General features: G+C 66.8%; 19 protein-coding genes and 1 riboswitch. Of the genes, 3 read left to right on the top strand and 16 right to left on the bottom strand.

The features are described 5' to 3' along the window. From B5F90_RS09305 to B5F90_RS09245, 13 genes are all read right to left on the bottom strand, one after another. A partial coding sequence (locus B5F90_RS09305) for a YifB family Mg chelatase-like AAA ATPase (protein WP_087362525.1) occupies nt 1-1,112 on the bottom strand: 1,112 nt, incomplete at its 3' end. A gap of 29 nt (nt 1,113-1,141) precedes the next feature. Next, entirely contained in the window at nt 1,142-2,710 is a 1,569-nt protein-coding gene (gene dnaB, locus B5F90_RS09300) for a replicative DNA helicase (protein ID WP_087362524.1), read from the bottom strand. Nucleotides 2,711-2,940: 230 nt separating this feature from the next. Beyond that, entirely contained in the window at nt 2,941-3,663 is a 723-nt protein-coding gene (locus tag B5F90_RS09295; protein WP_087362523.1) for a double zinc ribbon domain-containing protein, read from the bottom strand. Further along, entirely contained in the window at nt 3,647-6,190 is a 2,544-nt protein-coding gene (gene priA, locus B5F90_RS09290) for a primosomal protein N' (RefSeq protein WP_239307785.1), read from the bottom strand. The genes B5F90_RS09295 and priA overlap by 17 nt, the downstream gene beginning before the upstream one ends. A gap of 271 nt (nt 6,191-6,461) precedes the next feature. Continuing rightward, nucleotides 6,462-7,355: a YitT family protein gene (locus tag B5F90_RS09285; protein ID WP_087362522.1), complete on the bottom strand. Its 894-nt coding sequence runs from the start codon at nt 7,353-7,355 to the stop codon at nt 6,462-6,464. Between the two features lie 13 nt (nt 7,356-7,368). Further along, complete coding sequence (locus B5F90_RS09280) at nt 7,369-8,367, bottom strand: TIGR01212 family radical SAM protein (RefSeq protein ID WP_087362521.1); 999 nt, start codon at nt 8,365-8,367, stop codon at nt 7,369-7,371. A 4-nt stretch (nt 8,368-8,371) separates the two neighbouring features. Beyond that, a complete protein-coding gene (locus B5F90_RS09275; RefSeq protein WP_087362520.1) occupies nt 8,372-9,910 on the bottom strand; it encodes a DNA/RNA non-specific endonuclease in 1,539 nt (512 codons plus the stop codon). Nucleotides 9,911-10,197: 287 nt separating this feature from the next. Continuing rightward, nucleotides 10,198-10,650, bottom strand: a complete 453-nt coding sequence (dtd, locus tag B5F90_RS09270; RefSeq protein ID WP_087362519.1) for a D-aminoacyl-tRNA deacylase — start codon at nt 10,648-10,650, stop codon at nt 10,198-10,200. Nucleotides 10,651-10,660: 10 nt separating this feature from the next. After that, entirely contained in the window at nt 10,661-11,359 is a 699-nt protein-coding gene (locus tag B5F90_RS09265; protein WP_087362518.1) for an RluA family pseudouridine synthase, read from the bottom strand. Nucleotides 11,360-11,366: 7 nt separating this feature from the next. Beyond that, the gene (locus B5F90_RS09260; RefSeq protein WP_087362517.1) at nt 11,367-11,828 is read right to left on the bottom strand and encodes a cytidine deaminase; all 462 of its coding nucleotides are present in this window, start codon (nt 11,826-11,828) and stop codon (nt 11,367-11,369) included. A 347-nt stretch (nt 11,829-12,175) separates the two neighbouring features. After that, nucleotides 12,176-12,871, bottom strand: coding sequence for an SIMPL domain-containing protein (locus tag B5F90_RS09255; protein ID WP_087362516.1), 696 nt, complete (start codon nt 12,869-12,871; stop codon nt 12,176-12,178). A gap of 297 nt (nt 12,872-13,168) precedes the next feature. After that, nucleotides 13,169-14,578 (bottom strand): 23S rRNA (uracil(1939)-C(5))-methyltransferase RlmD, encoded by a 1,410-nt coding sequence (gene rlmD / locus B5F90_RS09250; RefSeq protein ID WP_087362515.1) that lies wholly within the window; start codon nt 14,576-14,578, stop codon nt 13,169-13,171. A gap of 78 nt (nt 14,579-14,656) precedes the next feature. Continuing rightward, nucleotides 14,657-15,871: a hypothetical protein gene (locus tag B5F90_RS09245; protein ID WP_239307784.1), complete on the bottom strand. Its 1,215-nt coding sequence runs from the start codon at nt 15,869-15,871 to the stop codon at nt 14,657-14,659. A 509-nt stretch (nt 15,872-16,380) separates the two neighbouring features. Here B5F90_RS09245 and B5F90_RS09240 point away from each other — a divergent pair. The 3 genes from B5F90_RS09240 to trmD all read left to right on the top strand — a co-directional run bounded on the left by B5F90_RS09240 (nt 16,381) and on the right by trmD (nt 18,733). After that, nucleotides 16,381-17,067 (top strand): MBL fold metallo-hydrolase, encoded by a 687-nt coding sequence (locus tag B5F90_RS09240; protein ID WP_087362514.1) that lies wholly within the window; start codon nt 16,381-16,383, stop codon nt 17,065-17,067. 13 nt (nt 17,068-17,080) lie between these two features. Further along, nucleotides 17,081-17,821: an FkbM family methyltransferase gene (locus B5F90_RS09235; RefSeq protein WP_087362513.1), complete on the top strand. Its 741-nt coding sequence runs from the start codon at nt 17,081-17,083 to the stop codon at nt 17,819-17,821. 231 nt (nt 17,822-18,052) lie between these two features. Beyond that, entirely contained in the window at nt 18,053-18,733 is a 681-nt protein-coding gene (gene trmD, locus B5F90_RS09230; protein WP_087362512.1) for a tRNA (guanosine(37)-N1)-methyltransferase TrmD, read from the top strand. 171 nt (nt 18,734-18,904) lie between these two features. Here trmD and B5F90_RS09225 read toward each other — a convergent pair whose 3' ends face one another. From B5F90_RS09225 to nrdD, 3 genes are all read right to left on the bottom strand, one after another. Next, nucleotides 18,905-19,813 carry a hypothetical protein gene (locus tag B5F90_RS09225; protein WP_143256152.1) on the bottom strand — a complete coding sequence of 303 codons (909 nt, stop codon included), beginning with the start codon at nt 19,811-19,813 and terminating at the stop codon, nt 18,905-18,907. Between the two features lie 351 nt (nt 19,814-20,164). After that, nucleotides 20,165-20,641, bottom strand: coding sequence for a 4Fe-4S cluster-binding domain-containing protein (locus B5F90_RS09220; protein WP_087362510.1), 477 nt, complete (start codon nt 20,639-20,641; stop codon nt 20,165-20,167). Next, nucleotides 20,638-22,797 carry an anaerobic ribonucleoside-triphosphate reductase gene (gene nrdD, locus B5F90_RS09215; RefSeq protein WP_087362509.1) on the bottom strand — a complete coding sequence of 720 codons (2,160 nt, stop codon included), beginning with the start codon at nt 22,795-22,797 and terminating at the stop codon, nt 20,638-20,640. The genes B5F90_RS09220 and nrdD overlap by 4 nt, the downstream gene beginning before the upstream one ends. Nucleotides 22,798-22,971: 174 nt before the next feature. Next, a riboswitch (cobalamin riboswitch) is annotated at nt 22,972-23,171 on the bottom strand. Nucleotides 23,172-23,689: the final 518 nt, after the last annotated feature.

The raw sequence follows: 23,689 nt of genomic DNA, 5'->3' as shown, positions 1-23,689 counted from the left end.
GCCCCCGGCGCACAGGTGCACTCCTTGGTCGGGTGGTTGTAGTAGCCGCACGGACAGGGGTTCATCGCCGCCACGAGGGTGAAGTTGGCGGGGTACTCCACGCTGTACTTCGCCCGCGAGACGACAATCCGCTTCTCCTCGAGCGGCTGGCGCAGCACCTCGAGGACGCTGCGTCCGAACTCGGGCAGCTCGTCGAGGAAGAGCACGCCGTTGTGGGCCAGCGAGACCTCGCCCGGGCGGGGCGACTGTCCACCGCCGATGAGCGCCACCTGCGACGTGAGGTGGTGCGGCGCCCGGAAGGGGCGGTGGGTCAGCAGTCCGCCCGAGACCCCCTCCTTGCCCGCCACGGAGTGGATTTTGGTGGTCTCCAACGCCTCCTCGCGCGAGAGGGGCGGGAGGATGGTCGGCATGCGCCGCGCGAGCATCGTCTTGCCCGAGCCGGGCGAGCCGATGAGCAGCACGTTGTGGCCGCCCGCCGCGGCGATTTCGAGTGCCCGCTTGGCATGGGCCTGCCCCCGGACGTCGGCGAAGTCCTCGTCGAAGCGCCCCGCCTCCCGGTCGAACTCCCTCACCGGAAGCGGCTCGGCGGGGGCTATCTCCTCCTCGCCGGCCAGATAGGCGAGCGTCTGGCGGAGCGACTCCACGCCGATGACCTCAATCCCCTCGACGACGGCCGCCTCGGCCACGTTGGCACGGGGCAGCACGATGCGCGCCAGCCCCTCGGCACGCGCCCGGAGCGCCAGCGGCAGGACGCCCCGCACGGGCATCACCGTACCGTCGAGCGACAGCTCGCCCGCGAACATCGCCCCCTGCAGCCGCTCGGGCGCGATGCGCTGCATGGCCGCAAGAATCCCCACGGCGATGGGCAAATCGAAGCCGGCACCCTCCTTGCGCAGGTCGGCCGGGGCGAGGTTGACCACCACCTTGCGGCCCGGGAAGCGCTCGCCCGAGTTCTCGAAGGCGGCGCGGATGCGCTGCTCGCTCTCCTTGACGGCGTTGTCGGGCAGCCCCACCAGGTAGAGGCCCAGCCCGCCCCCGGCGATGTTGACCTCGACGGCCACCGTCACGGCGTCGATTCCCACGATTGCTCCCGAATAGGTCCGGACAAACATAGCGCTTCGTTTTTCAGAGGGTCAGCCTATCAGAAGGGGGCCTCGTCGCCGAGCGACGTCGAGGCATTGATATCGAACTCGCCGCCGCCGGGCGCAGCACCCAGACCGCCGCCCGGAACGCCGCCCACGGGGGCGTTCGAGCCGCTCGCATAGTCGTCGTAGGCCTGCTGGCTCTCGGCCGCCTGCCCCGGCGGGAGCATCGAGTCCTCCATGTCGGCGAAGCGCGCCTGCTCCTTGAGGAAGCGGAGCTTGACGTCGCACACGGCGCCGTTGCGGTGCTTGGCCAGGATGATTTCGGCCAGACCGGCCGTCGGCATGCCGTTCTCGTCCTGGTTGATGCCGTAATACTCCTGACGGTGGATGAAGGCGACGATGTCGGCGTCCTGCTCGATGGCACCCGACTCGCGCAGGTCCGAGAGCTGGGGGCGCTTCGAGCCGCCGCGCATCTCGGTGGCGCGGCTCAGCTGCGACAGGGCGATAATCGGCACGTTGAGCTCCTTGGCGATGGCCTTGAGCGTACGCGAGATGAAGGCCACCTCCTGCTCGCGGTTGCCCTTCGTATCCTGGTTGCCGGTCATCAGCTGGAGGTAGTCGATGATGATAATCTTGATGTCGTTGTGAATCTTCAGACGGCGCGCCTTCGAGCGGAACTCGAAGACCGAGAGCGCCGGCGTGTCGTCGATGTAGAGCGGGGCCGAGCCGAGCGGCTTGGTGGCCGATTCGAGATGGCGCCACTGCTCGGGGGTCAGGCGGCCCGACTTCACGTCGTTGCCGTTGAGCCCCGTCTCGGCGATAATCAGACGCATCATCAGCTGCACGGCCGACATTTCGAGCGAGAAGAAGGCCACCCCCTGTTCGTAGTCGACGGCCATGTTGCGGGCCATCGAGAGGACGAAGGCCGTCTTACCCATCGAGGGGCGGGCCGCCACGATGATGAGGTCCGAGAGCTGCCAGCCCAGCGTCACGCGGTCGATGGCCATGAAGCCCGACGGCACGCCGTTGTAGGCGCTCGTATTCTTCGAAGCCTCCTCAATCTGCATCAGGGCGCGCGCCAGAATGTCCTTCGACGACTGGACCGAGCGCTTGACGTGGCCCTCGGAGACCTTGAAAATCTCCCCCTCGGCAAAGCCGATGAGCTCCGTCACGTCGGTCGACTCGTCGTACGAGCGGCGCTGAATCTCCGTGGCCGAGCGAATCAGCTCGCGCTGGACATACTTCTGGGCGATGATTTTGGCGTGGAACTCGACGTTGGCCGCCGAGCCCACCTTCTGGGTGAGCTGGGCCAGGTAGGCGGCGCCGCCCACCTTCTTGAGCTCCTTCTTGGCCTTGAGCCGCTCGGTGACCGTATAGAGGTCAATGGGCTTGAGCTCCATCGAGAGCTCCTCGATGGCCTTGTAGATGAGGCGGTGCTCCTCGGTGTAGAAGGCTTCGGGAGTGATGAACTCCTGCACGGTGATGATGCTGTCCTTCTCGAGCATCAGCGCGCCGAGGACCGCCTCCTCCAGCTCGACGGCCTGGGGAGGTACGTTGCCCGCACCCTCGGTCAGGGCCTCGAAGGCCTCGCGGTTGCGGTTCGAAGGGGTATAATCTTTCGCCATGATGTGCGGTAGTGGGAAGTGGGGGTCAATACGTCCTGTTCAACGCCCCAAAAGTAACGATTCGGGCCGAGAATTCAAAACGGAGGAGCGGATGTTTTTCCCCGGCGGGGCGGTACGCGAAGGCGTTACAGCACTGAATCTCACCCGGTTGCGGGCGGCAGAGGCCTCCGGTGGCAAAAAGGGGCGGAAAAGGGAGGTGGCGGATGTCGCGGAGAATGTCGCGGCGGGCGTCAGTCGCGGATGCCCAGCTCGTGGTGCGAGACGGCGAGCGCCGCCACGCTCAGGCGGCAGTCGGGCACCGCCTGCAGAATCGCCCCGCCGCACGAGATGACCGTATTGCCCGTCGTGAAGACGTCGTCGACCAGCAGCACGTGGCGGCCGGCCAGCGCCTCGGGACGGCGGACGGCAAAGGCGTCGCGGACATTCTCGTAGCGTTCGCGGCGGGGCCGGCGGGCCTGGCTGGCCGTATTGCGGCAGCGGATGACGCTGCGGCGGTCGACGCCGACGCCCAGCTCGCGGGCGATGCCCTCGGCGATGTACTCCGACTGGTTGTACCCGCGCCGCATCCGCTTGAAGGGGTGCAGCGGCAGGGGTACGACCACCTCGACGTCGTCGTAGAGGCCGCTTTCACGCAGGCAGCGGCCATACCAGCGCCCCATCTCGTAGGCCAGGCGCCACGCGCTGCGGTACTTGAACGAACGGATGAGCTCGCGCCAGCCGCTGCCGCGGCGGTAGTAGATGAAACCCGAGGCGCGCTCGACGGGGAGCAGCCCCCAGAAGCGGCGGAAGAGCGGATTGTCGGCCTCGCGCCAGAAGCCCGTCAGCGGGGCCGCGGCGCGGCAGTGGGTGCAGACCGTCCGCTCGCCGGCGGTCATCATGCGGCCGCAGACGGGGCAGCGGGGCGGGAAGAGCAGCGCCCAGACATCGCCGAGCAGCTCACTGAGGGTCGACATCGCACTGAAGGTTTATCCGGCGGAACTCCTCCCCGGCGGCGAAGGCGTCGAGCACCTCGCGCAGCACCTCGCGGGCGCGGGTGAACGAGGCGCCGCTCTCGACCTTGAGCAGCACGCCGGCCAGATATTCGCCGCGGATGCGGTCGACGGGGGGCGTCATGGGGCCCAGCACCCGGCGGCCGAAGCGGCTGCGGAGCGCCTCGGCCAGCGCCCGCGCGCCGCGGTGCAGCAGCTCGGGGTCGCGGTGGCGGAGCGTCAGCGCCACCAGACGGGCGTAGGGCGGGTAGAAGAAGGTGTGCCGCTCGGCAAGCTGCTGGCGGGCCATCGCCTCGTAGTCCGAGGCGGCCACCTGGCGGATGACGGGCGACGCGGGGTCGGAGGTCTGGATGATGACCTCGCCCGGCACGGCGCGGCGCCCGGCGCGGCCGGCCACCTGCGTCATGAGCTGGAAGGCCCGCTCGGCGGCCCGGAAGTCGGGGCTGTTGACCAGATTGTCGGCATTGAGGATGCCCACGAGCGAGACCCCTTCGAAGTCGAACCCCTTCGAAATCATCTGCGTGCCGACCAGAATGTCCGTGTCGTGGCGGGCAAAGCCGGCGACGATGCTCCGGAAGGCGCGCTCCGAGGTGACGCTGTCACGGTCGAGCCGCGCCACGCGCGCCCGGGGGAAGAGGCGGGCAATCTCCTCCTCGACCTTCTCGGTGCCGAAGCCGCGCGGCGCCAGGTCGGTCACCCGACATGCGGGGCACTTCACCGGCACGGCCTCCGTATGGCCGCAGTAGTGGCAGACGAGGCGCTCGGAGGAGCCTCCCCGGTGGTAGGTCAGCGTCACGTTGCAGTTGGGGCAGCGGGCCGTCCACCCGCACTCGGGGCACTCGACGTAGGGCGAGAAGCCGCGCCGGTTCTGGAAGAGCATCACCTGCTCGCCCCTGTCGAGCCGCTCGCCGATGGCGTCGAGCAGCTGTTTGTTGAAGTGCGCCTTGCGCTCGCCCCGCTTGACGGCGCGCAGCGTGTCGGAGATGACGATGCGGGGCGGGCGCGCCTCGCCGTAGCGCTCCCCGAGCACGACCTTGCCGTACTTGCCCCGCGCAGCGTTGAGCCACGTCTCGAGCGAAGGGGTGGCGCTTCCCAGCAGCACATGCCCCCCGAAGAGGCTGGCCGCCACCACGGCGCAGTCGCGGGCATTGTAGCGCGGCGCCGGGTCGGACTGCTTGTAGCTCGTGTCGTGCTCCTCGTCGACGACCACCAGCCGCAGCCGCCGCAGCGGCAGGAAGAGCGCCGAGCGGGCCCCCACGACGAACTCGCCCCCCTCGGAGCGGCAGAGGCGCAGGTAGGTCTCCGTGCGGGCGCGCTCCGTAAGGCGCGAGTGGTAGACCGTCACGCGGCTGCCGAAGATGCGCTCCATGCGCTCGACCAGCTGCGCCGTGAGGGCAATCTCGGGGACGAGCAGCAGCACGTCGTCGCCGCGGCGCAGCGTCTCGGCAATCAGATGGATGTAGATTTCGGTCTTGCCCGACCCCGTGACGCCGTGCAGCAGCACGCCTGTCCGGGAGGCGAAGAGCTCGCGGATTTGGTTCAGGCAGCACCCCTGGGCGGGCGAGAGGGTCGGCAGGCGGAAGCGCACGTCCTGCGCCGCGCCCGGCTGCCGCTCGCGCTCCTCCGCGCGGATGACCCCCTTGCGTTCGAGCTGGTGGAGCACCGGCCGCTCGGCCGCCAGCAGGCGGCGCGGAACAGCTCCCGCCAGCACCTCGGGCGGCAGCGGGGCCGCCAGAAGGGCCTCCGCATCACAAGAGGCGGCAATGGAGGCGTCGGAAGCGGGCGCAGAGGCGCCTTCGCCGATGGTGTCGTCGGAGAATGATTCGGAGGGGTCGCCGGAGGTAGGGGTCGAAACGGCATCAGCCGCCATGGGGGCCGTGTCGGAGGGTGTGCCGGCGGCCTCCGGAACGACATCGGAGCAGGTGGCATCGGAGCAGGCGGCGGTCGTCGCCAGAGCATTGTCGGAGGCGGGTATGCCGGCGGCATTTTGGGGGTCGGGCAGCAGCGCGGCGACGATTTCGAGCAGCGCCTCGTACTGGCGCGGAGCGCGGCGGCCCAGCTTCTCGAAGAGCTCGTGGAGGCGCTCCTCCGAGCGGAACTCCTCGCGGAGCGAGAACCAGGTCTCGCTGCGGGGACGGAATTCCCCGGCGGCGAACTCCTCCTCGGAGCTGCCGCTCGGCTTCATCAGGGCGGGGAGCGCCACGCGCATCACCTCGCCCAGCGAGCACATGTAGTAGGAGGCGACCCATTCCCAGAAGCGGCGCTGCTCCTCGCCGAGCAGCTGGACACCGTACAAGGGGCGCAGCACGGGCTTGATGCGCCGGAAGTCGGGACGGCGGTCGTGCAGCCGCCAGACGATGCCCGTATAGTAGCGGTTGGCGCCGAACTGGACCAGGACGGCCTGCCCTTCGGCGAGGGTCATCCCCTCGGGAACGGCGAAGGTGTAGGCGGGTTGCGCCAGCGGAAGGACGATATCGGCAAACCGGGACACGGAATGTTCAGCAAAAGGTTATGGTAACAGCAAAAGCAAAGCTCCGCGAAGCGAGGCGCGGCGTCGTGCGACGCACCAGCTGCGGAGCATGGGTTGCAACGGGCAGCGGCAGTCGGCTGAAGGGGTTATCGTCCGGGCTGCGGGCAGCGGCGGGCCAACGCCCGAACCGACGGCACGGTGCGCAGAGCCTCCCGGCTCTCGGTCTCGCGACCTCCGGCCCCTTCGGTCTCAGCCTCTCAGCCCCCTCGGCTTCACACCTCCCGGCCCTCGGTCAGAGTTTGTTGAGCGCCTCGAAGCCCTTGCCGTAGACGCCCATCACCGAACCAACGGTCATGAAGGCGTCGGGGTCGATGGTCTTGGCGAACTTCAGAATCATGGAGGTCTCGCGCTTGCGGCAGACCACCATCACCACCTTGGACTTCTCCTTGGAGTACCACCCCTCGGAGTCGATGAGCGTCACGCCGCGGTGAATGTTGTTGGCGATTGCGTCGGCCATCTTCTCATAGTCGTGCGTCACGATGAGCACCTGGCTCGACTGCTGGTTGCCCGCCATAATCATGTCGACCGTATAGCCGACGACGGCCGTCATCACGTAACCGTAAATCACCGTGTCGATGTGGAAGCCCACGAGCATCGACGAGCCGATGATGACGAAGTCCGAAAAGATGAGGATTTTGCCGTAGCTGACCGTCCGGTACTTGTTGATAATCATCGCCACGATGTCCGTGCCGCCCGTCGAGCCGCCCTGCGCGAAGCAGAGCGCGATGCCGATGCCGGCCAGGATACCGCCCAGAATCACCGCCAGAATGCGCTCCAGATGGAGGAAGTCACCCTCGGGCAGCACGTCCTGCCAGAAGTTCATGCCCAGCGAGATGACCACCACGCAGAAAATCGTCTTCACTCCGAAGTTCCACCCCACGATGAAGCCCGCGATAAGCAGCAGCACGGCATTGAGGATGAAGACCATCGTACCAATCTGGATGTGGAAGCCCACCTGCTCGAGCGCATGGCACAGCACCAGCGACAGACCGGCCGCGCCGCCGCCCACGCCACGGGCCGGCATGATGCAGCCAATCCAGCCGAACGAGTAGAGCATCATGCCGAGGGCCATCAGAAAGTATTCCTTGACATGGAGCAGGAGATTTTCGATACGCAGGGCTTTCATGGCGGGTAGTTTTTTAAGGGTTGCGGGAAGGGTGCGCGGAGACATCCCCGGCAGCCCGTTCTTCCTGCAAAGATATAAAAATTTCGCCTTGATATGCATCGAGCTCCTCCAATCTTTTTTCGAGCATCGTCCAGAGTGTTTCGTTGCGCACGAGTCCCCATCCGGGGCCGTAGTGGTAGCGCGGAGGAGCCTCGCCGGCAAAGCGTTCGACCACCAGGTCGGGCCGCAGGCGGCGCAGCACCTCGACGAAGAGGTCGATGTACTGCCCGGGGGTCCAGAAGCGGAAGCGCGTCGGGTCGGCGTCGTACTCGGCGGCCAGGGCCGTGCCGCGGAAGAGCTGCAGCTGGTGGAACTTGACCGTCGTGAGCGGCAGCGAGTTGATGGTCCCGACCTGGCGGAGCAGCATCTCGTCGCTCTCGCCCGGGAGCCCGAGGATGAAGTGCGCCCCGACGTGGAGCCCCCGCCGGGCGGTGAGCTCCACGGCACGGCGGGCGCAGGCGAAGTCGTGGCCGCGGCGGACAGCGCGCAGCGTCTCGTCCGAGGTTGACTCGATGCCGTACTCGACGGCCACGTAGCGGTCGCGCGCCACCTCGGCCAGCAGGTCAAGCTTCTCCTCGTCGATGCAGTCGGGACGCGTCCCCACGACGATGCCCGCCACCTGCGGGTGGGCCAGCGCCTCGCCGTAGAGCGCCCGGAGCCGCTCGAGCGGCGCATAGGTGTTCGAGTAGGACTGGAAGTAGACCAGGTAGCGCCCCGCCGAGCGGTAGCGCCGGGCGTGGAAGGCGATGCCCTCGTCGATTTGCTGCGTGATGCTCTTCGCGGAACGGCAGTACGAAGGGGTGAACGCTCCGTTGTCACAGAACGTACACCCCCCGCGTCCGAGCGTTCCGTCGCGGTTGGGGCAGGTGAAGCCCGCATCGACGGAGAGTTTCTGGACCCGCCCGCCGAAGAGCCGGCGGAAGTAGCCCGCATAGGAGTTGAACCTGCGGTCGTCTCCCCAGGGATAGGTCATGGCGTCAGAGCCCCCAGTCCGAGGGGTTGTAGGTATCCTTCGGTGCATTGGGCACGTTGGGGAAGTAGTCGAAGCCGGTGAGCTGCTCGAGCTTACGCACCGAAATCATGTCCTTCGCCGAAACCGCCTTGCCCTTGAGGTTGTTGTTGTGGCAGCGTACGAAGACGGCGCACATCAGCTCGTCGGCCGAACACTCGACCACCGACTTTTTCGTATTTCCCGACTTGGTCCGCAGCACGGCGATGTAGAACATCGTGGGGCAGGAGACGTCGTTACGGTCGCCGAACGAGATTTTCTTCGGCGAGGCGGAGTTGCCGTAGCGGTCCGTATACTTCTCGAAGTAGGTACCGATGACCAGGTAGGTCGTATCGGCGCAGACCTTCGTGTCAATCCAGTCCTCGAGGATGTTCCAGCCACCGCCGCCGGTGTTGAAGCCGCTCGAGTACTGCGGCGCGATGTTCGAGTAGTAGAAGACCTGGCGGTTGACGCTGCTCGTGCAGGTGCGCTCGGCCGAGCCGAGCATGTGGCCCTTGTTGCAGCCGCCGCCCGTCGACTTGCTGTAGTACTGGATGTCGGCGGGGATGTCCGGGTCGGCCTTGTAGGCGTTGGTACGGTTGGCCGAACCTTCGTAGGACTCGTGACGCGGGGCGGCGACCCACACCGGGCAGTGGTGCTCGGCGCTGAAGCAGACCGTATAGTTGCGCGCCTTGTCGCCGCGGGAGGTCTTCAGGTCGGGACAGAGGTGGTAGGCATAGTAGTAGTCGCTGTTCGAGTCATCCTCGGCCAGCAGCTCGGGCCATCCCGAGAACTTGGCCGCCGAGCCTCCGCCCGTGCTCTGCGCCGAGGTGGTGAACGACGCCTCCTGGCTGCGGTACTCGCGGCCGGCAACCACCACATAGGCCGCCGCAAGGTACTCGGTGGAGGCCGCAAGCCCCTCGAGCCGGCATGCGACGGGCGAAGCGACGCCGGCTGCGGCAACCTTCTGCTCGGCCGTGCTGCCCGAGGTGTGGTAGTAGAATCCGGCCTCGCTGACCGACTCCCCACCCGCGTAGGTGTAGGTGCAGCTCAGCTGCGCCGACGAGGAGCCTACCTCCGTGAAGGAGGGGGTTCCGAAGCGGGGCTCCTCGGCCTGGGGGTCGTCCGGATCGGGGTCGTCGCTCGGCGTGCCGGTGGTCCGGAAGGTGACCACGGGCGAGTTGTAGCGCATGCCGCCCGCCTCGACGTAGCAGTAGAATTCATATTCGGTGCCCGACTTCAGACCGTCGAGCTGCAGCACCACGTGTGTCTGGTCCCACTCGTCGCCCGGGGTGGCCACATAGCTCTCCGAGCCTCCGGCGGGCCGGCAGGCAAAGCCGGCAGCCTTCACCTGCCCCACGCTGGCGCCGTCGTAACGGCCGTAGAGCAGGGCTCCGTTGTCGCCCGTGTCCGAAACGAAGACCGCTTGGAAGGGCGGGTCGAGTCGGGGCTCCGAGCTCTCCTTGTCGCTGCACGACATTGCGGCCCACGCCAGCACGGCCACAAACAGGGTAAAAAATCTCTTCATCGCAAATGTTTAACGGTTAATGGTTTTCGATATTCGTGACATGTGTCGTATTGTCGTATTGTCGTCTTGTTGTCTTGTCGTTTGTCGCCGTGCCGTTCCGCGCGCCCGACGTCCCGCCGCCTCACACCGGCAGGGGGGCATTCCCGGCTTTTCCAACATCCCCGGCACTTTCCGGCAGCGTTCCAGGCGTCTCCTTTCGGGTTCCGGCTTCCCCGCCGCCTCCGCACTCCTGCATGCAAAGCGTTCCGAGGTCTTTCTGCGCACGCCCCGCGCTCCTCTCCGCACGGCTACTCCCGCCGGCGGGAGTCCATCCAGATGGTCACCGGACCGTCGTTGACCAGCGCCACCTGCATGTCGGCGCCGAACACTCCGGTGGCCACCCGTCGGCCCGTCAGCGCCTCGACCGCCGCCACAAAGCGCTCATAGAGCGGCCGCGAGACAGGCTCGGGGGCTGCCGCGATGTAGGAGGGGCGGTTTCCCTTGCGCGTCGAGGCCATGAGCGTAAACTGGCTGACGACCATGATGTCGCCGCCCGCCTGCCCCACGTCAAGGTTCATCACCCCACGCTCGTCGTCGAAAATCCGCAGCCGCACCACCTTTCCGGCCAGGTATTCGATATCCTCCGCCCCGTCGTCGGCCGTGATGCCCACAAGGAGCAGCAGCCCCGCCCCGATGGAGGAGTGCAGCTGCCCGTCGATGGTGACCGAGGCGCTGCGGACGCGTTGAATCAGTACTCTCATGGCTGCGGGGTCAATCGTCGGGGTGAAGCTCTTCGAAGTAGCGCCACAGGTTGTCGCCTGCCGGCACGGGGGCCGTCACGACGAGCTCCTCGTGACGCACCGGATGCTCGAAGGCGACGCGCCGCGAGTGGAGCGAGATGCCGCCGTCGGGATTCGAGCGGCGGGCGCCGTACTTCAGGTCGCCGCGAATCGGACAGCCGATTTTGGCAAGCTGCGCCCGAATCTGGTGGTGGCGGCCCGTCAGCAGCTCGACCTCGACGAGCGTATAATGGGTCCCCCGGCCGAGGGTCCGGTAGCGCAGGAGCGCCTCCTTGCTCTCGGGCTTCGGGGCGTCGTAGGCCCGCGAGCGGTTGTTGCGGGCGTCGCGCACGATGTAGTGGTGCAGCTCCCCCTCTTCGGGCGAGGGGGTCTGCTCGGTGAGCGCCCAGTAGCTCTTGCGGATGCGTCCCTGACGGAGCATCTCGTTGAGCCGCGTGAGGGCCTTGGAGCTCTTGGCGAAGAGCACCGCGCCGCTCACCGGACGGTCGATGCGGTGGACCACACCCAGAAAGACGGCGCCGGGCTTGGCGTCGCGCACCTTGAGGTAGGCCTTGATTTGGTCCTCGAGCGCACTCTCGCCCGAAGGGTCGGGCTGCACCAGGTCGCCGCAATGCTTGTTGACCACCAGCAGGTGGTTGTCTTCGTAGAGGATATCTTCGGGTCGGAACATGCCGCAATCAGGATTTCAGCGAAAAGGTGAAGGGGAGCAGCAGCGCGGCCGATTCGACGACCGAAGCCGTGCCGCCGCCGCTCATGATGACGCGCATGGGGCTCTGCTGCCGGCGTTCGACGTCGACCATCACCTGGCGGCACTGCCCGCAGGGGTAGCACTCGCGCTCCGAGGGGCGGGAGGCGATGGCCAGCGACTCGATGGGGTCGTCGGCATAGTTGGCCTCGGCGTAGAACATCAGCGAACGTTCGGCACAGAGTCCGGCGGGGTAGACCTCGCTTTCGAAGTTGCTGCCGTAGAGAATCCGGCCGCTGCGCAGCCGTGCGGCGGCGCCGACGCGGAATTCCGAATAGGGGGCATGGGCATTGGCCGTAGCCCGCTCGGCTTCGCGGACCAGCTGCCGGTCGGCCTCGGGCATCGCCTCGAGCGAGGCGTAGTGCTCGTAATTGAAACGGAACTGCTTTTCCATAACTCCTTTCGATTAAGGGGTGAATTACAAAGGTATGAAAAAAATCGGGTTACCTGCAAATTTTTCCGCTGCGGGACAGCACGGCGGAGCGCTCCCCGCCCGGAAAGGGGCGTCCCGCCGCCGGAGCGGCCCGAACCGGGCACAAAAAAGCGTCCGCCCAGCCGCCGGAGCAGTCCGGAACGGACACAAAAAAAACGTCCGCCCCGCCGCCGGAACAGTCCGGAACGGGCACAAAAAAGCGCCCCGTCCGCCGCGGGAGGCAACTCCCGGGCCCGGAGGGGCGCATACCTGTAGCGAAGAGCCCTTCGCGCAGCCTGTCCGAAAGACAGCGGGCGGCTTTCAGCCCTCTATTCGAGGACGAACTTCGCCTGGACGCTGTAGTCGAGCTTGATGGTCCGGAATTCGAGCGGCTCCTCGACGAACGAGGCATCCGAAGCCTCCTCGGAGACCTTCAGCCCGCGCGCCAGCATCATCCCGTTGGCATAGAGGGCGGGCATCACGTCGCTGTTCGAGTCGTAGATGTAGAAGCACTTGCCCACCCTCTGGCCGATGGCGCCGGCCAGCGACTCGGCGCTCTCGCGGGCGTTGCGGATGGCCTCCAGACGCACCTGCTCCTTGTACTGGTCGAGTTTCGAGTGGCTCACGCGCAGCAACGAGACGTTCGAGATGCCCAGCGCGTCGAGCGCCTGCCAGACGCGGGCCACCTCCTCGGCCGAGAAGAGCTTGAGCTGGTATTTGGCCGTCGAGAGCGTGCTCTTCTTCTTGAAGAATTCACTCGAGAGGTTGGACATCTTGAGCTGTTCGGAGACGTTGACCCCCTGCTTCTTGAGCGTCGAGATGAGGTCGCGCTGCTGGCTCTCGACCGAGATTTTACCCTTCGAGTCGCGCTCGTCGATGACAATCGAGAGGTAGAATTCGTCGGGGGTGAGCTCCTGCTCGGCCCTGCCCGTCACCTGGATGTAGCTGGGATAGGCTTCGGCATTCTGTGCCGCCGCGGGGAGCGCCATCAGGGCGACCGCCGCCATCAGAATCAACTTTTTCATCGTATGGGGTTTTAAGGTTTCTCGTACCCATAGAACGTCGGCTCCCCTCCCGATATTGTACGGCCGCCTTTTTCCGGGACGTACCGGAGGCCCGCCCGCCGCCGCAAAAAGCCTCAGCCGCCGCAAAACGGCAGAAACACCGGCCCCGAACCGCAAGGAAGCAGTCCACCGGACCGCCCCCGCGAAAAGCCTCGGCCCGGTCCTCGCAAAGCCGCAGAAGCGCCGGCCTCGCGCCGCAAGGCTGCAATCCACCGGCCCGTCCCCCGCGAAAAGCCGCGGTCTCGCCACCGCACTACCCTACCGCCGCACGAGCTTCACGACGTTCTCGACGTGGTGCGTATGGGGGAACATGTCGACCGGCTGCACCGCCTCGACGCGGTAGGCGCCGTCGAGCAGCGCCAGGTCGCGCGCCTGCGTGGCGGGGTTGCAGCTCACATAGACAATCCGCCGGGGCGCCGCACGCAGGATGACCTCCAGCACCGGCTCGTCGACCCCGGCACGCGGCGGGTCGAGGATGATGACGTCGGGGCGTCCGTTGGCCGCAACGAAGGCGTCGTCGAGCACCTCCTTCATGTCGCCCGCATAGAAGCGCGTGTTGGTGATGCCGTTGAGCGCCGAGTTGAGCTTCGCATCCTCAATCGCCTCGGGAACATACTCCACGCCCACCACCTGCCGGCAGCGCGCGGCGCAGAAGTTGGCGATGGTGCCCGTCCCGGTGTAGAGGTCGTAGAGCACCTCGTCGCCGCCGAGCTGTGCGAAGTCGCGGGCCACGCGGTAGAGCTCCAGGGCCTGCTGCGAATTGGTCTGGTAGAAGGATTTGGGGCCCACCTTGAAGCGCAGCCCCTCCATCTGCTCGATGATGTGGTCCTTGCCCCGGTAGCAGACCGGCTGCAGGTCGCCCACCGAGTCGTTCCACTTGGTGTTGACCACGTAGAAGAGCGACGTGATGGCGGGGAAGGCGGCGGCAAGGTGGTCGAGCAGCGCCTCAATGCGCGGCATATCCTCCTGGCCGAAGACCACGATGACCATCACCTCACCCGTCGAGGCCGTGCGGATAATCATGTTGCGCATCAGGCCGCTGTGCTCGCGGGCGTTGTGGAACGTATAGCCGTGCTCCACGCAGAAGCGCTTCGCCTCGAGGCGGATGGCGTTCGAGGGCTCGGGCTGGAGCCAGCAGCGGTGGATGTCGAGCACCTTGTCGAACATGCCCGGGATGTGGAAGCCCACGGCGGGCGAGGCGTCGAGCTCCGCGCCGGAGGCCACCTCCTCGTAGGTGAGCCAGCGGCGGTCGGCGAAGGTGAATTCGAGCTTGTTGCGGTAGAACTGCGTGCGGGCCGACCCCAGGCAGGGGGCAATCTCGGGCAGTTCGACCTTGCCGATGCGCGTGAGCTGGTCGCGCACCTGCTCGCGCTTGAAGCGCAGCTGCTCGTCGTAGGGCAGGTTCTGCCACTTGCAGCCGCCGCAGACACCGAAGTGTTCGCAGAAGGGCTCCACACGCAGCGGCGAGCGGCGCACGTAGCGGACCACGTAACCCTCCATGTAGCGGCGGCGCTTGGTCCGAATCTGGACGTCGACCACGTCGCCCGGTACGGTCATCGGGACGAAGACCACCTGTTCGTTCCAGCGCCCCATCGCCTTGCCTTCGGCGGCGAGCGTCGTTATTTCGAGTCCCTCGAGCAGAGGGTAATCGGCTTTTTTGCGTGCCATAAGGTCTCTTTTTCGCTGTTGTTCGGGAGACAAAGGTAGGGATAATTCGCCGTTCGGCGGCCAAAACGGGCGATTATTTCATTCACCGGGGCCGCTCCGACCCTCGTCCGGGGAGCCGCCGCCCTGCTCCGGAGCCGAATCGTCCCCCGACGGGGCCTTCTGCCGGCCGCTCTGCCGGCGGGTGCGCAGGCCGCCCAGCCAGAAGCCCACCAGGAAGGGGAGGCCGAGCAGCACCACCAGCGCCGCCACCACATAGAAGAGCAGCCGTCCAATCACCGCCGGGATGCGCTCCAGGGCATGCTGCACCGCCTCGTCGGCCGCCTGCTGCACCTGTCCGACGAGCGCCTCGCGTTCGGTCGAGACGTAGTGCTGAATCTCGACCCGCTGCCGGTCGAGGTCGTCGAAGGCCGAGGCCATGCTCGAGTCGATGGCGCCGATGAGCTGCCCGGCCTGGAGGTTCAACTCCTCCAGCAGCTGCTCCGAGAGGCCGGGCAGATGCTCGGCCACGGCCACCAGCCGGCCGAAGTTGCGTTCGAGCGAGTCGAGCTGCCCCTCGACGCGGCTGCGCAGGCTGTCCTGCTGCATGCGGATTTCGAGCATCTGGCGCGACCACCCCACGCTGTTGGCCAGCTGCCGGGTCTGGCTCCCCACGCGGTCGCTCACGTCGGCCATCACCTCCGAGATGCTCCCCGTGGCGTAGCTCGGTTCGCGGCCGTTGGCGCGCAGGAACTCGAACCAGGCCAGCAGCGTGTTGGGCGCCGCCGCCCCGTCGTCGTCGGGACGGGGGTGCGCCGCGACGTACTCCCCGACGAAGCGCTCCATGAGCCGCTGCCGGTCGGCGGGGAGCAGCTGCTCCGAGAGCCGCGCTACGCGCCGCTCGAAGCGGGCGGCCGCCTCGCGCGCAATGGAGCTCTCCGCCCCGAAGAGCAGCGAGTCGGGCAGCTGCGCGAAGGCCTCGTTCATGCGGCGGCAGAGAATCCACGTGTCAGCCAGCGCCACCTCGGGGTCGGACTGCATAGCCGCCTCGACGGCCGCCCGCGTGGCGCGGATTTTCCAGCGGATGGCCACCAGCTGCGTCGCAGCGCGGGGCGAGGCGGCAACCACGGAGTCGGCCGCCGCCGCGATGCCCGACGAGAGGTCGTAGTAGAAGCCCCGCGTCATGGTGCGCAGACGCAGCGTCTCGTCGGGCAGCGGGTCACCCGACGAGACCGAGACCTTGAGCAGCGAGCACCCCGTCGCCGCAAGGGCGCAGGCCCACACCAGCAGGCCGCGCCAAAGGAGGGATTGTTTCATATTCTGTTCCGAAGATGCAAACGTCGGGCCGGGCCGCACGGCGCCCGCGCGAACGCGAAGTTGCAGGCGGAAAGATACGAAAAATTCCGCTCCCCGCCGTCCCCGCCGGCCGCTTTCTCCGCCCCGCTGCCGGCCGCAGACCCTTCTCCGCCCGGTCACAGACTGCCCTCCGCGCGGCCGTTCCCGGACCATCCGACCGGCCGCGGCCAACCCTCCTTCCTCCTGCCGACGACCCGCCGTCGCCCGCTCGCAAAGCTCCGGCCGGCCACCCTCCGCCCGACCTTCCGCCGCCCCGCTGCCAGCCACCGACCCTCCGCCGCCCCGCGGCCGGCCGCAGACCCTTCTCCGTCCCGCAGCCGCCCCGCGGCCCGAAGGGCAAATGCCGCGCGGACCTGTTTTTGCTTGTTTTTGCGCGCCGCATGCACTATCTTTGTCGCGTTACCCGGCCCGCACCTTGCCCGACCCCTCCACGGACGGCCCGGCGCAGGCCACAAACCGCTTTCACCCGCATGAAAATCGCCTGCCTGACCTTCAATCCGATTCAGGAGAACACCTACGTCCTCTGGGACGAGACGAACCAGTGCGCCGTCATCGACGCCGGCAACAGCAACGACCGCGAGAATGCGGCGCTGCGCAACTTCATCGAGCAGCACGGACTGCACCCCGTGCTGGCGGCCAACACCCACGGCCACTTCGACCACACGCTCGGCGTGGAGTTCCTCAAACGGCAGTACGGCATCCCCTTCGCCCTCTCGTCGAAGGACCGCTTCCTGCTCGAGAACGCCTCGGTGAGCGGCTCGGTATTCGGGGTTCCCGTCGGAGCGATGCCCACGGTGGACATCGACCTCGAGACGACGCCCGAGCTTCACTTCGGGCAGACGACCCTGCGCGTCATCCACACGCCGGGCCACACGCCGGGCCACGTGGCGCTCTACGAGCCGCGGTCGAAGGCGCTCTTCACGGGCGACACGCTCTTCCGCGAGTCGATTGGCCGCACGGACCTGCCCGGAGGCGACTACTCGTGGATTATGCGCTCGATTCTCGAGCAGCTGCTGCCGCTGGGCGACGAGGTGCACGTCTATCCGGGCCACGGACCCGAGACGACGCTGGGCCACGAGACGCTCTACAACCCCTTCATCGTCGAGGTGCTCAACCACGAGGTGAACTACCGCGACCCCGAAAACGACCACCGCTAAGCCGCTCAGCACCGTGGGAAAACCGATTCACAAACTGCTCTACCGGCTGCTGCCGCTCGAAGGATACCTCCGCACGGTGAGCGCCCTCTTCTTCCTCAGCCAGCGCCTCGGCCTGGGGCGCCGCAGCCCCGCCACGGAGTATGTCTACCACCTCGGCGCGCTGGTCTCGCCGGGCGACACGGTCATCGACATCGGCGCCAACCTGGGCTACTACACCCGCACGCTGGCCCGCCTGACGGGCCCCGCGGGGAGGGTCTACGCCGTCGAGCCCGTCGAGCCGATTCGCCGCGTGCTGCGCCGCAACGTCGGCAGCTACAGCAACGTCGAGATACTCCCCTACGCGCTGGGCGCCTCCTCGCGCGAGGTCTCGATGGCCAACGACACGGCGCGCGAGCAGGGCTACTTCGGCACGGGGCAGAACTTCGTCAACGAGCGCGGCGAGGCGGCCTCCGACGAGTTCCCCGCCCAGATGCGGCGCGGCAGCGAGCTCTTCGCCCCGCTCACGCGGCTCGACTTCATCAAGTGCGACATCGAGGGGTACGAGCTGGTGGTCATGCGCGAGATGCGGCCGCTGCTCGAACGCTTCCACCCGCGGGTGCTCATCGAGACGGGGGGAGCGAACCGACCCCGAATCATCGAACTCTTCACGGAGCTGGGCTACGAGGGCTTCACGCTCGACCGCGGGCGCGAGGTGCCGCTCACGGAGGGCTCCGCAAAGGACATCATCTTCCGCCCCCGCGCCGCCCGCAACTGAGGACCGGCGGAACAGGCCGCCCGGCCGGAAAGCAGCCCGCACAAAGGAAGGCCCGGCGGGACAGACTCCGCGAAACGCCCGCCACACGCCGCCCGGCCGGAAAGCAGCCCGCACAAAGGGAGGCCCGGCGAGGCAGTCCCCGCGAAACAACCCGCCGCCACACGCCGCCCGGCCACGGAAATGGCTCCGGTGCGGCCCCGAAAAACCGAACACGAACAAACGACTGCCCAGATGCGCATCGATATCATCACCGTCGTTCCCGAGCTGGTAAGCTCGCCGCTGAACGAATCCATCCTCAAGCGGGCCCAGGAGAAGGGGCTCGTCGAAATTGTGGTGCACAACCTCCACGACTACGCCCACGACAAGCGCAAGACCACCGACGACTACCCCTTCGGGGGCGAGGCGGGCATGGTGATGAAGTGCGAACCGGTCTTCGAACTGGTCGAGAAGCTCTGCGCCGAGCGCCGCTACGACGAAATCATCTACACCTCGCCCGACGGCGTGCGCTACGACCAGCACGAGGCCAACCGCCTCTCGATGCTCGAGAACATCATCATCCTCTGCGGCCACTACAAGGGCATCGACCACCGCATCCGCGAGCACCTCATCACGCGCGAGATTTCCATCGGCGACTACGTGCTGACGGGGGGCGAGCTGGCCGCCTGCGTCATTGCCGACTCGGTGGTGCGGCTCATCCCCGGGGCGCTGGGCGACGAGGCCTCGGCGCTGACGGACTGCTTCCAGGACGACCTGCTGGCCCCGCCCGTCTACACGCGGCCGGCCGAGTTCCGCGGATGGCGGGTTCCCGACGTGCTTCTCTCGGGCAACTTCGCCGAGATAGCCCGCTGGCAGGAGGAGCAGTCCCTTGCCCGGACGCGCGCACTGCGCCCCGACCTGCTCGACGAGGATTGACACCCCGCCGGGGGCCGAAAAACGGAAGACAGCACCGGACGGAGGCGCCGGATGCCGAAAAAAGGCCGGCGCAAAAAACAGCCGCTTTCCGGGACCGGACAGCACACAAAACAGAGAGGCGGACCCCACGCGCGTGGGGTCCGCCTCTTTTCGGGTTGCACGGCCTTTCAATCAGGGCTCGGCGATGCGCACCACGCGGCTGTTGGGCAGGTCGGGAATCCAGAGCTGCCCGTCGCGGAGGGTCATGTCGGCGGGGCCTACCAGCGGCTGCTCGAGCTCGAGGGTGACGGGCGTCACGGCTCGGCTCTCAAGGTCGATGCGCGCCAGCGAGGCCGGAGCCCAGTTGCTCACCACCAGGGCGCGGCCGTCGGTCGAGAGGGCGATGCCGTCGTACTGACCCGGCAGCTCGATGAAGCGCTCGGCTACGGGGTTGTCCAGCGCACCGATGCGGTAGACGACGTTGGCCGGGGTGGTCACCCCGTCGGCCGGGTAGGAGACCACGTAGAGGGCTCCGTCGTGGAGCAGCATGCCGTTGGCACCCGGCACGTCGAGCCACGCCTCGGGGGCACCCACGGCGTCGAGGTCCGAGATGTCGAACCGGAAGATGCGGCCCGTATTGGTCACCGAGGCGTAGAGCACGTTGCCGTCGGCCACCAGGTCGTTGACGAAGAGCTCGCCTTCGGGCAGGCGCACCACCTGGGGCTCCGCCTCGGGGCGGGCAAGGTTGAAGACCACCACGCGGTTGACGTCGCAGACGAAGAGGTGGTCGTCACGCAGGAACATCCCCTTGGGGGCCGACAGGGCGCCCGTGGCGGGAATCACCACCTCGCTGCGTTCGGGCGTGACATAGAGGATATAGCCCTTCCCCTCGTCGTTGAGCGGATTGAGGCTCTCGGTGCCGAAGTTGGCGACCAGCACGCCGTCGCGGTAGGGATAGGTGCTCTCGCAGAAGCGGATGCCGTCGCTCAGGACGAGCGTCGGGTTCTGCGCCCCTTCGCGGCAGGCGGGAAGGAGCAGCACGGCAAGGAGCAGCAGGGCTCCCGACCGTTTCAGCAGGTTCGGGGTTCTTTTCATCATCATGTTCATATCAATTAGGGTTCATGCGGCGCTGCACGCCTCCGGAACCGTTCCGGAGGGGTCGCCGCCGGGACAAAAATAGCTATTTTCCCGAAAAATCCGCACCGCGCCGGAAAATCCGGGCCGGGGGCCGAGGGTACCGTGCCGCGCCGGGAGCTCCATGCTGCGTCGTAGCTTCGTACAGGTCCGAAACCTTCGAGCCGTGCCGGGGCCTTCGTGCCGCAGCGGGCCCCGCTCCAAGCCGGAAAATTCCGCGCCGAAACCTTCGCCGCACCAAGGCTCCATGCCGGACCGGGAGCTCCGCGCCGGCGCCCCGCATTCGGGAGATGCGGCCGGCCTCAACGTCCCGCACGGCTACGGCCGGCGGCGGAAGCGTTCGGTGATGTCGCTCATCGTGCCGTCGGGGGCGATGCGGTAGAGGCGCTGGTTGGTCGTCGGCGCCGTCAGCGGCCCCAGCGCTTCGACCCAGGGGCCCAGCTTGACGTAGTCGAAGAGACCGGGACGGAACCCCTCGGGCAGCTCCGGCCGCCCCGAGTACCACCCCGTGCGCAGCGCCGGGGCGGCACGCCGCACCACGGCGGCCAGCCGCGCCACCTCGTCGGGCGCGGCGTCGCCCCCCATGAAGCAGAGGCAGGTCACCGAGCGGCCGTAGCAGTCGATGAGCGCCAGCAGCTCGCGCTCGTCGAGCGGACGGCCGCCCTCCCCCTGCAGGTGGGGGCTGTGGCACCCCGGGCAGCGGTTGGGGCACCCCGTGAGGTTGAGCGCCAGGGTCACCTCGCCGGGAATCTCGGCGAAGACGACGTCGAAGTTGTGGTAGCGGAGCCCCTTCATGCCCGTTCGCGGATGGGTTCCTCCTGCTGCTCCCCGCCGGCGGCCGCGGCCAGCTCCTCCCCCGGCCTGAGCGTGCCGTAGTAGCGGCGCGAGGCCTCCTGCTGGCGCGCTGCCGAGAAGTTCGAGACGCGCTTCATGTAACCGATGACGCGCGTGAGGTAGTCGACGTTCGAGCCGTGGCAGACGGGACACTCCTTCAGATAGCGTTTGTCGATGTGGCCGCAGTCGTTGCAGACCGTGTTGGGGATGTTGAAGGTGAAGTAGTTGCACCCCTCGGCGGCGGCCACGCGCAGCAGGTGGCGGTACTGCTCGCGCGTGAGGTGCTCCTCGAGGTTCATGTGCAGCGCCGAGCCGCCCGTCAGGTGCTCGATGTAGCGGCGGCCGTGGAGGCGGAACTTGTCGATGACGTTGAGCGAGGCATCCTCGACCACATAGAAGTAGGAGTTGTAGCAGTCGCGCGGCACGGCGTAGCCATCCTCGCGGTCCCACTTGGCATGCTTCACGCCGACGTTCTCGGCGGGAATCATCTCGCAGTTGAACATCAGCTCGCGCGTGCGGTACTTGCGGTTGTAGCGCTCGATGAGCCCCAGCACCTGCTGCACGAAGCCGGCGTAGTCGTCGTTGTCGGTGATGGGGATGCCCAGAAACTCGGCCGCCTCGACCAGTCCGTTGACGCCGACGGTCAGATACTGCCGCGAGAGGTTGATGTAGCCCGCATCGAAGAGCGGAAGCATCCCCTTGGCCTGCAGCCGCTTGAGATTCTCGTTGTAGGCCGTCTGGACCTTGTGCACCAGGTCGACCACCTCCTCCAGATAGGTCAGGTAGTGCATGCCGTTGCGCACGGCGTACTGCACGCAGCGGTTCAGGTTGATGGTCAGCACGCTCTTCGAGCCGGTCGAGACGCCCCCCGCGCCGAGCGTATAGCTGAAGCCGTTGTCCTGGATTTCGTTGCGCAGGCGGCAGCACGACGAGAGCGAGTCGGCGTTGTCGCTGATGTAGGTGAAGAAGGAGTGCCCCTCGGCATACATCTCGGCCGTGAAGTCGCCCCACTCGCGGTCCATCACGTCACCGTCGCGCGTGAGCAGCGCCATGGTTTCGACGGGGAAGGTGAGCACGGTGCGCGTCCGCTCGCGGTTGAACCACTTCATGAAGCGCTTCTGCAGCCACGAGAGCGACTCCCAGTGGGGGCGCGAACCGTCGGGGAAGCGAAACTCGCCGAAGAGCGACTCGAAGTAGTAGCGGTCGTAGTAGGCGACGTTCCAGAAGACGGCCTGGAAGTTGCGCGCCCCGGTGGGCTGGTTAATCGAGTAGACAATCTGCTCGAAGCAGTCGGTGATGACCTTGTCGAGCGTGCGCTGCTTCTTCGAGAGGTCGACCACGCGGTCGGCGTGCAGGTAGTAGTCCTCGCCGTACTCCAGCCCGATGAAGTAGTTCATGTACATGAGGAACTCGGGGGTGGCGCAGGCGCCCGAGAGCATCGACGAGACGATGAAGACCATGTTGACGAAGCCTCCGCAGAAGGACTTGAGGTTGGTCGGGCGCGTCGAGTTGCCGCCGATGGAGAGCGTCCCGCCCAGCAGCCACGGGTACATCGTAATCGAGGCGCAGTAGTTGGCCATCGAGGTCTCGTCGTTCTTGTAGATGAAGTGGTTGTTGAGCAGGTGCAGGTACTTGTCTGAAAGCTCCTTGCCGTACATCTCGCGGATGCGGTCGGTCAGCAGGCGGCGGTTCAGGCGGATGAAGTTGCGCTTGGGCAGCTCGCCGATGAGCGTGGCGATGTTCTTGTTCTCGACGTTGGCGTTGGCGTCGTACTTCGACCCCGTGGCGGGGTTCTTCGCGTCGCAGTAGTCCATCAGGAAGTTGAGCTTCTCGCGGTCCTCGCGGTCCTCGGTGTGCTTCTGGCGGTAGAGCATGTAGCTCTTGGCCACGGCGAAGTAGCGCTCGGCCATGAGGGCCACCTCGACCTGGTTCTGAATCTCCTCGACCGACATGCCGTCCGAGACATGCACGCGGCTGAGCACCGAAGTCAGGTCGTCGTCCGTGGCGTAGCTCCCCACCGAGAGGAAGGCCTTGCTGATTGCGCGCTTGATTTTCTCGACCGAGAACGGCTCGCGCTTGCCGTCCCGCTTGACGATGCGGAGTTCCGAAATACCCATAGTTGTGCCGGTTTTAGGTTATTACATTGCCCCCGGCGGAATCGTCCGACGGCCCGTCCGGCTCCTGCGGAAGGAGCGGACAGGACGCACGAGCCCCCGGCGGGCTTCACATGCAAAAAAAATTACGAAAGCGGAGAGGTTCCGTACACCGCCTGCGCCCCACATCCCGAGAGCGGACGGCATGTTCCCCAAGGCAGGTCTTCTGACTTGCTCCCCGCCGCACGCCTTCCCGCCCTCCGAGGGGCAGTGGCCAAGAGTGTGCGGACGGATGCGGAGCTTACAGCTACGGGCATAGTCCCTGAATCACACAGGAGTTCCCTTTTCATCCCGCACCGGCGGAGGCCGGCGGGGAAACCTTGTACGAAGACAAAGATAGGGCATGCCGCCGGTTCGTCCAACGGGGCGACGCGTTTTTAATCAACAAATTGTAAACACCGCCCCTGCAGTGCACCGCAGGGCGGTTTTCCAGGGGGGGGGAAGAAAAACCGGAGAGCCAGCGGGGAGACGGGAGAGGAGAGGCCGGGAGGGACGCGCAGGCAGGCGGGCGCGGAGAGGGCGCGGAGAGGGCGCGGAGAAAGGCGCAGCACGGGAAGGGGCGAGGCGCGGGGAGGCGGGCGCGGGGAGAAGCGAACGGAGGGACAGGGAAGGAGGCGGAGAGTCAGCGGGGAGAAGGAAGGGGCGCGGCGCGGGGCGAAACAGGGGCGGAGACAGGAGGCGAAAATGGAGACAGGGAGGGTGTGAATGGAGATAGTGCGGCCCGGACGAGCGACAATATAAAAATAAAATATGAGGGGCGCAGCGGGCTGCCGCCTCAGGGCAGCAACTTCAAAACCGCTGCTTCGGGACAACAACCACAGAGCCGCCACTTCAGAGCCTCCGCCTCAGAGCCGCC

The sequence above is a fragment of the Alistipes sp. An31A genome (assembly GCF_002159425.1).
Taxonomy (GTDB): Bacteria; Bacteroidota; Bacteroidia; order Bacteroidales; family Rikenellaceae; genus Alistipes; species Alistipes excrementigallinarum.
The sequence above is the reverse complement of the archived record's forward strand: the minus strand, read 5'-3'. Positions and strand labels throughout refer to the sequence as shown.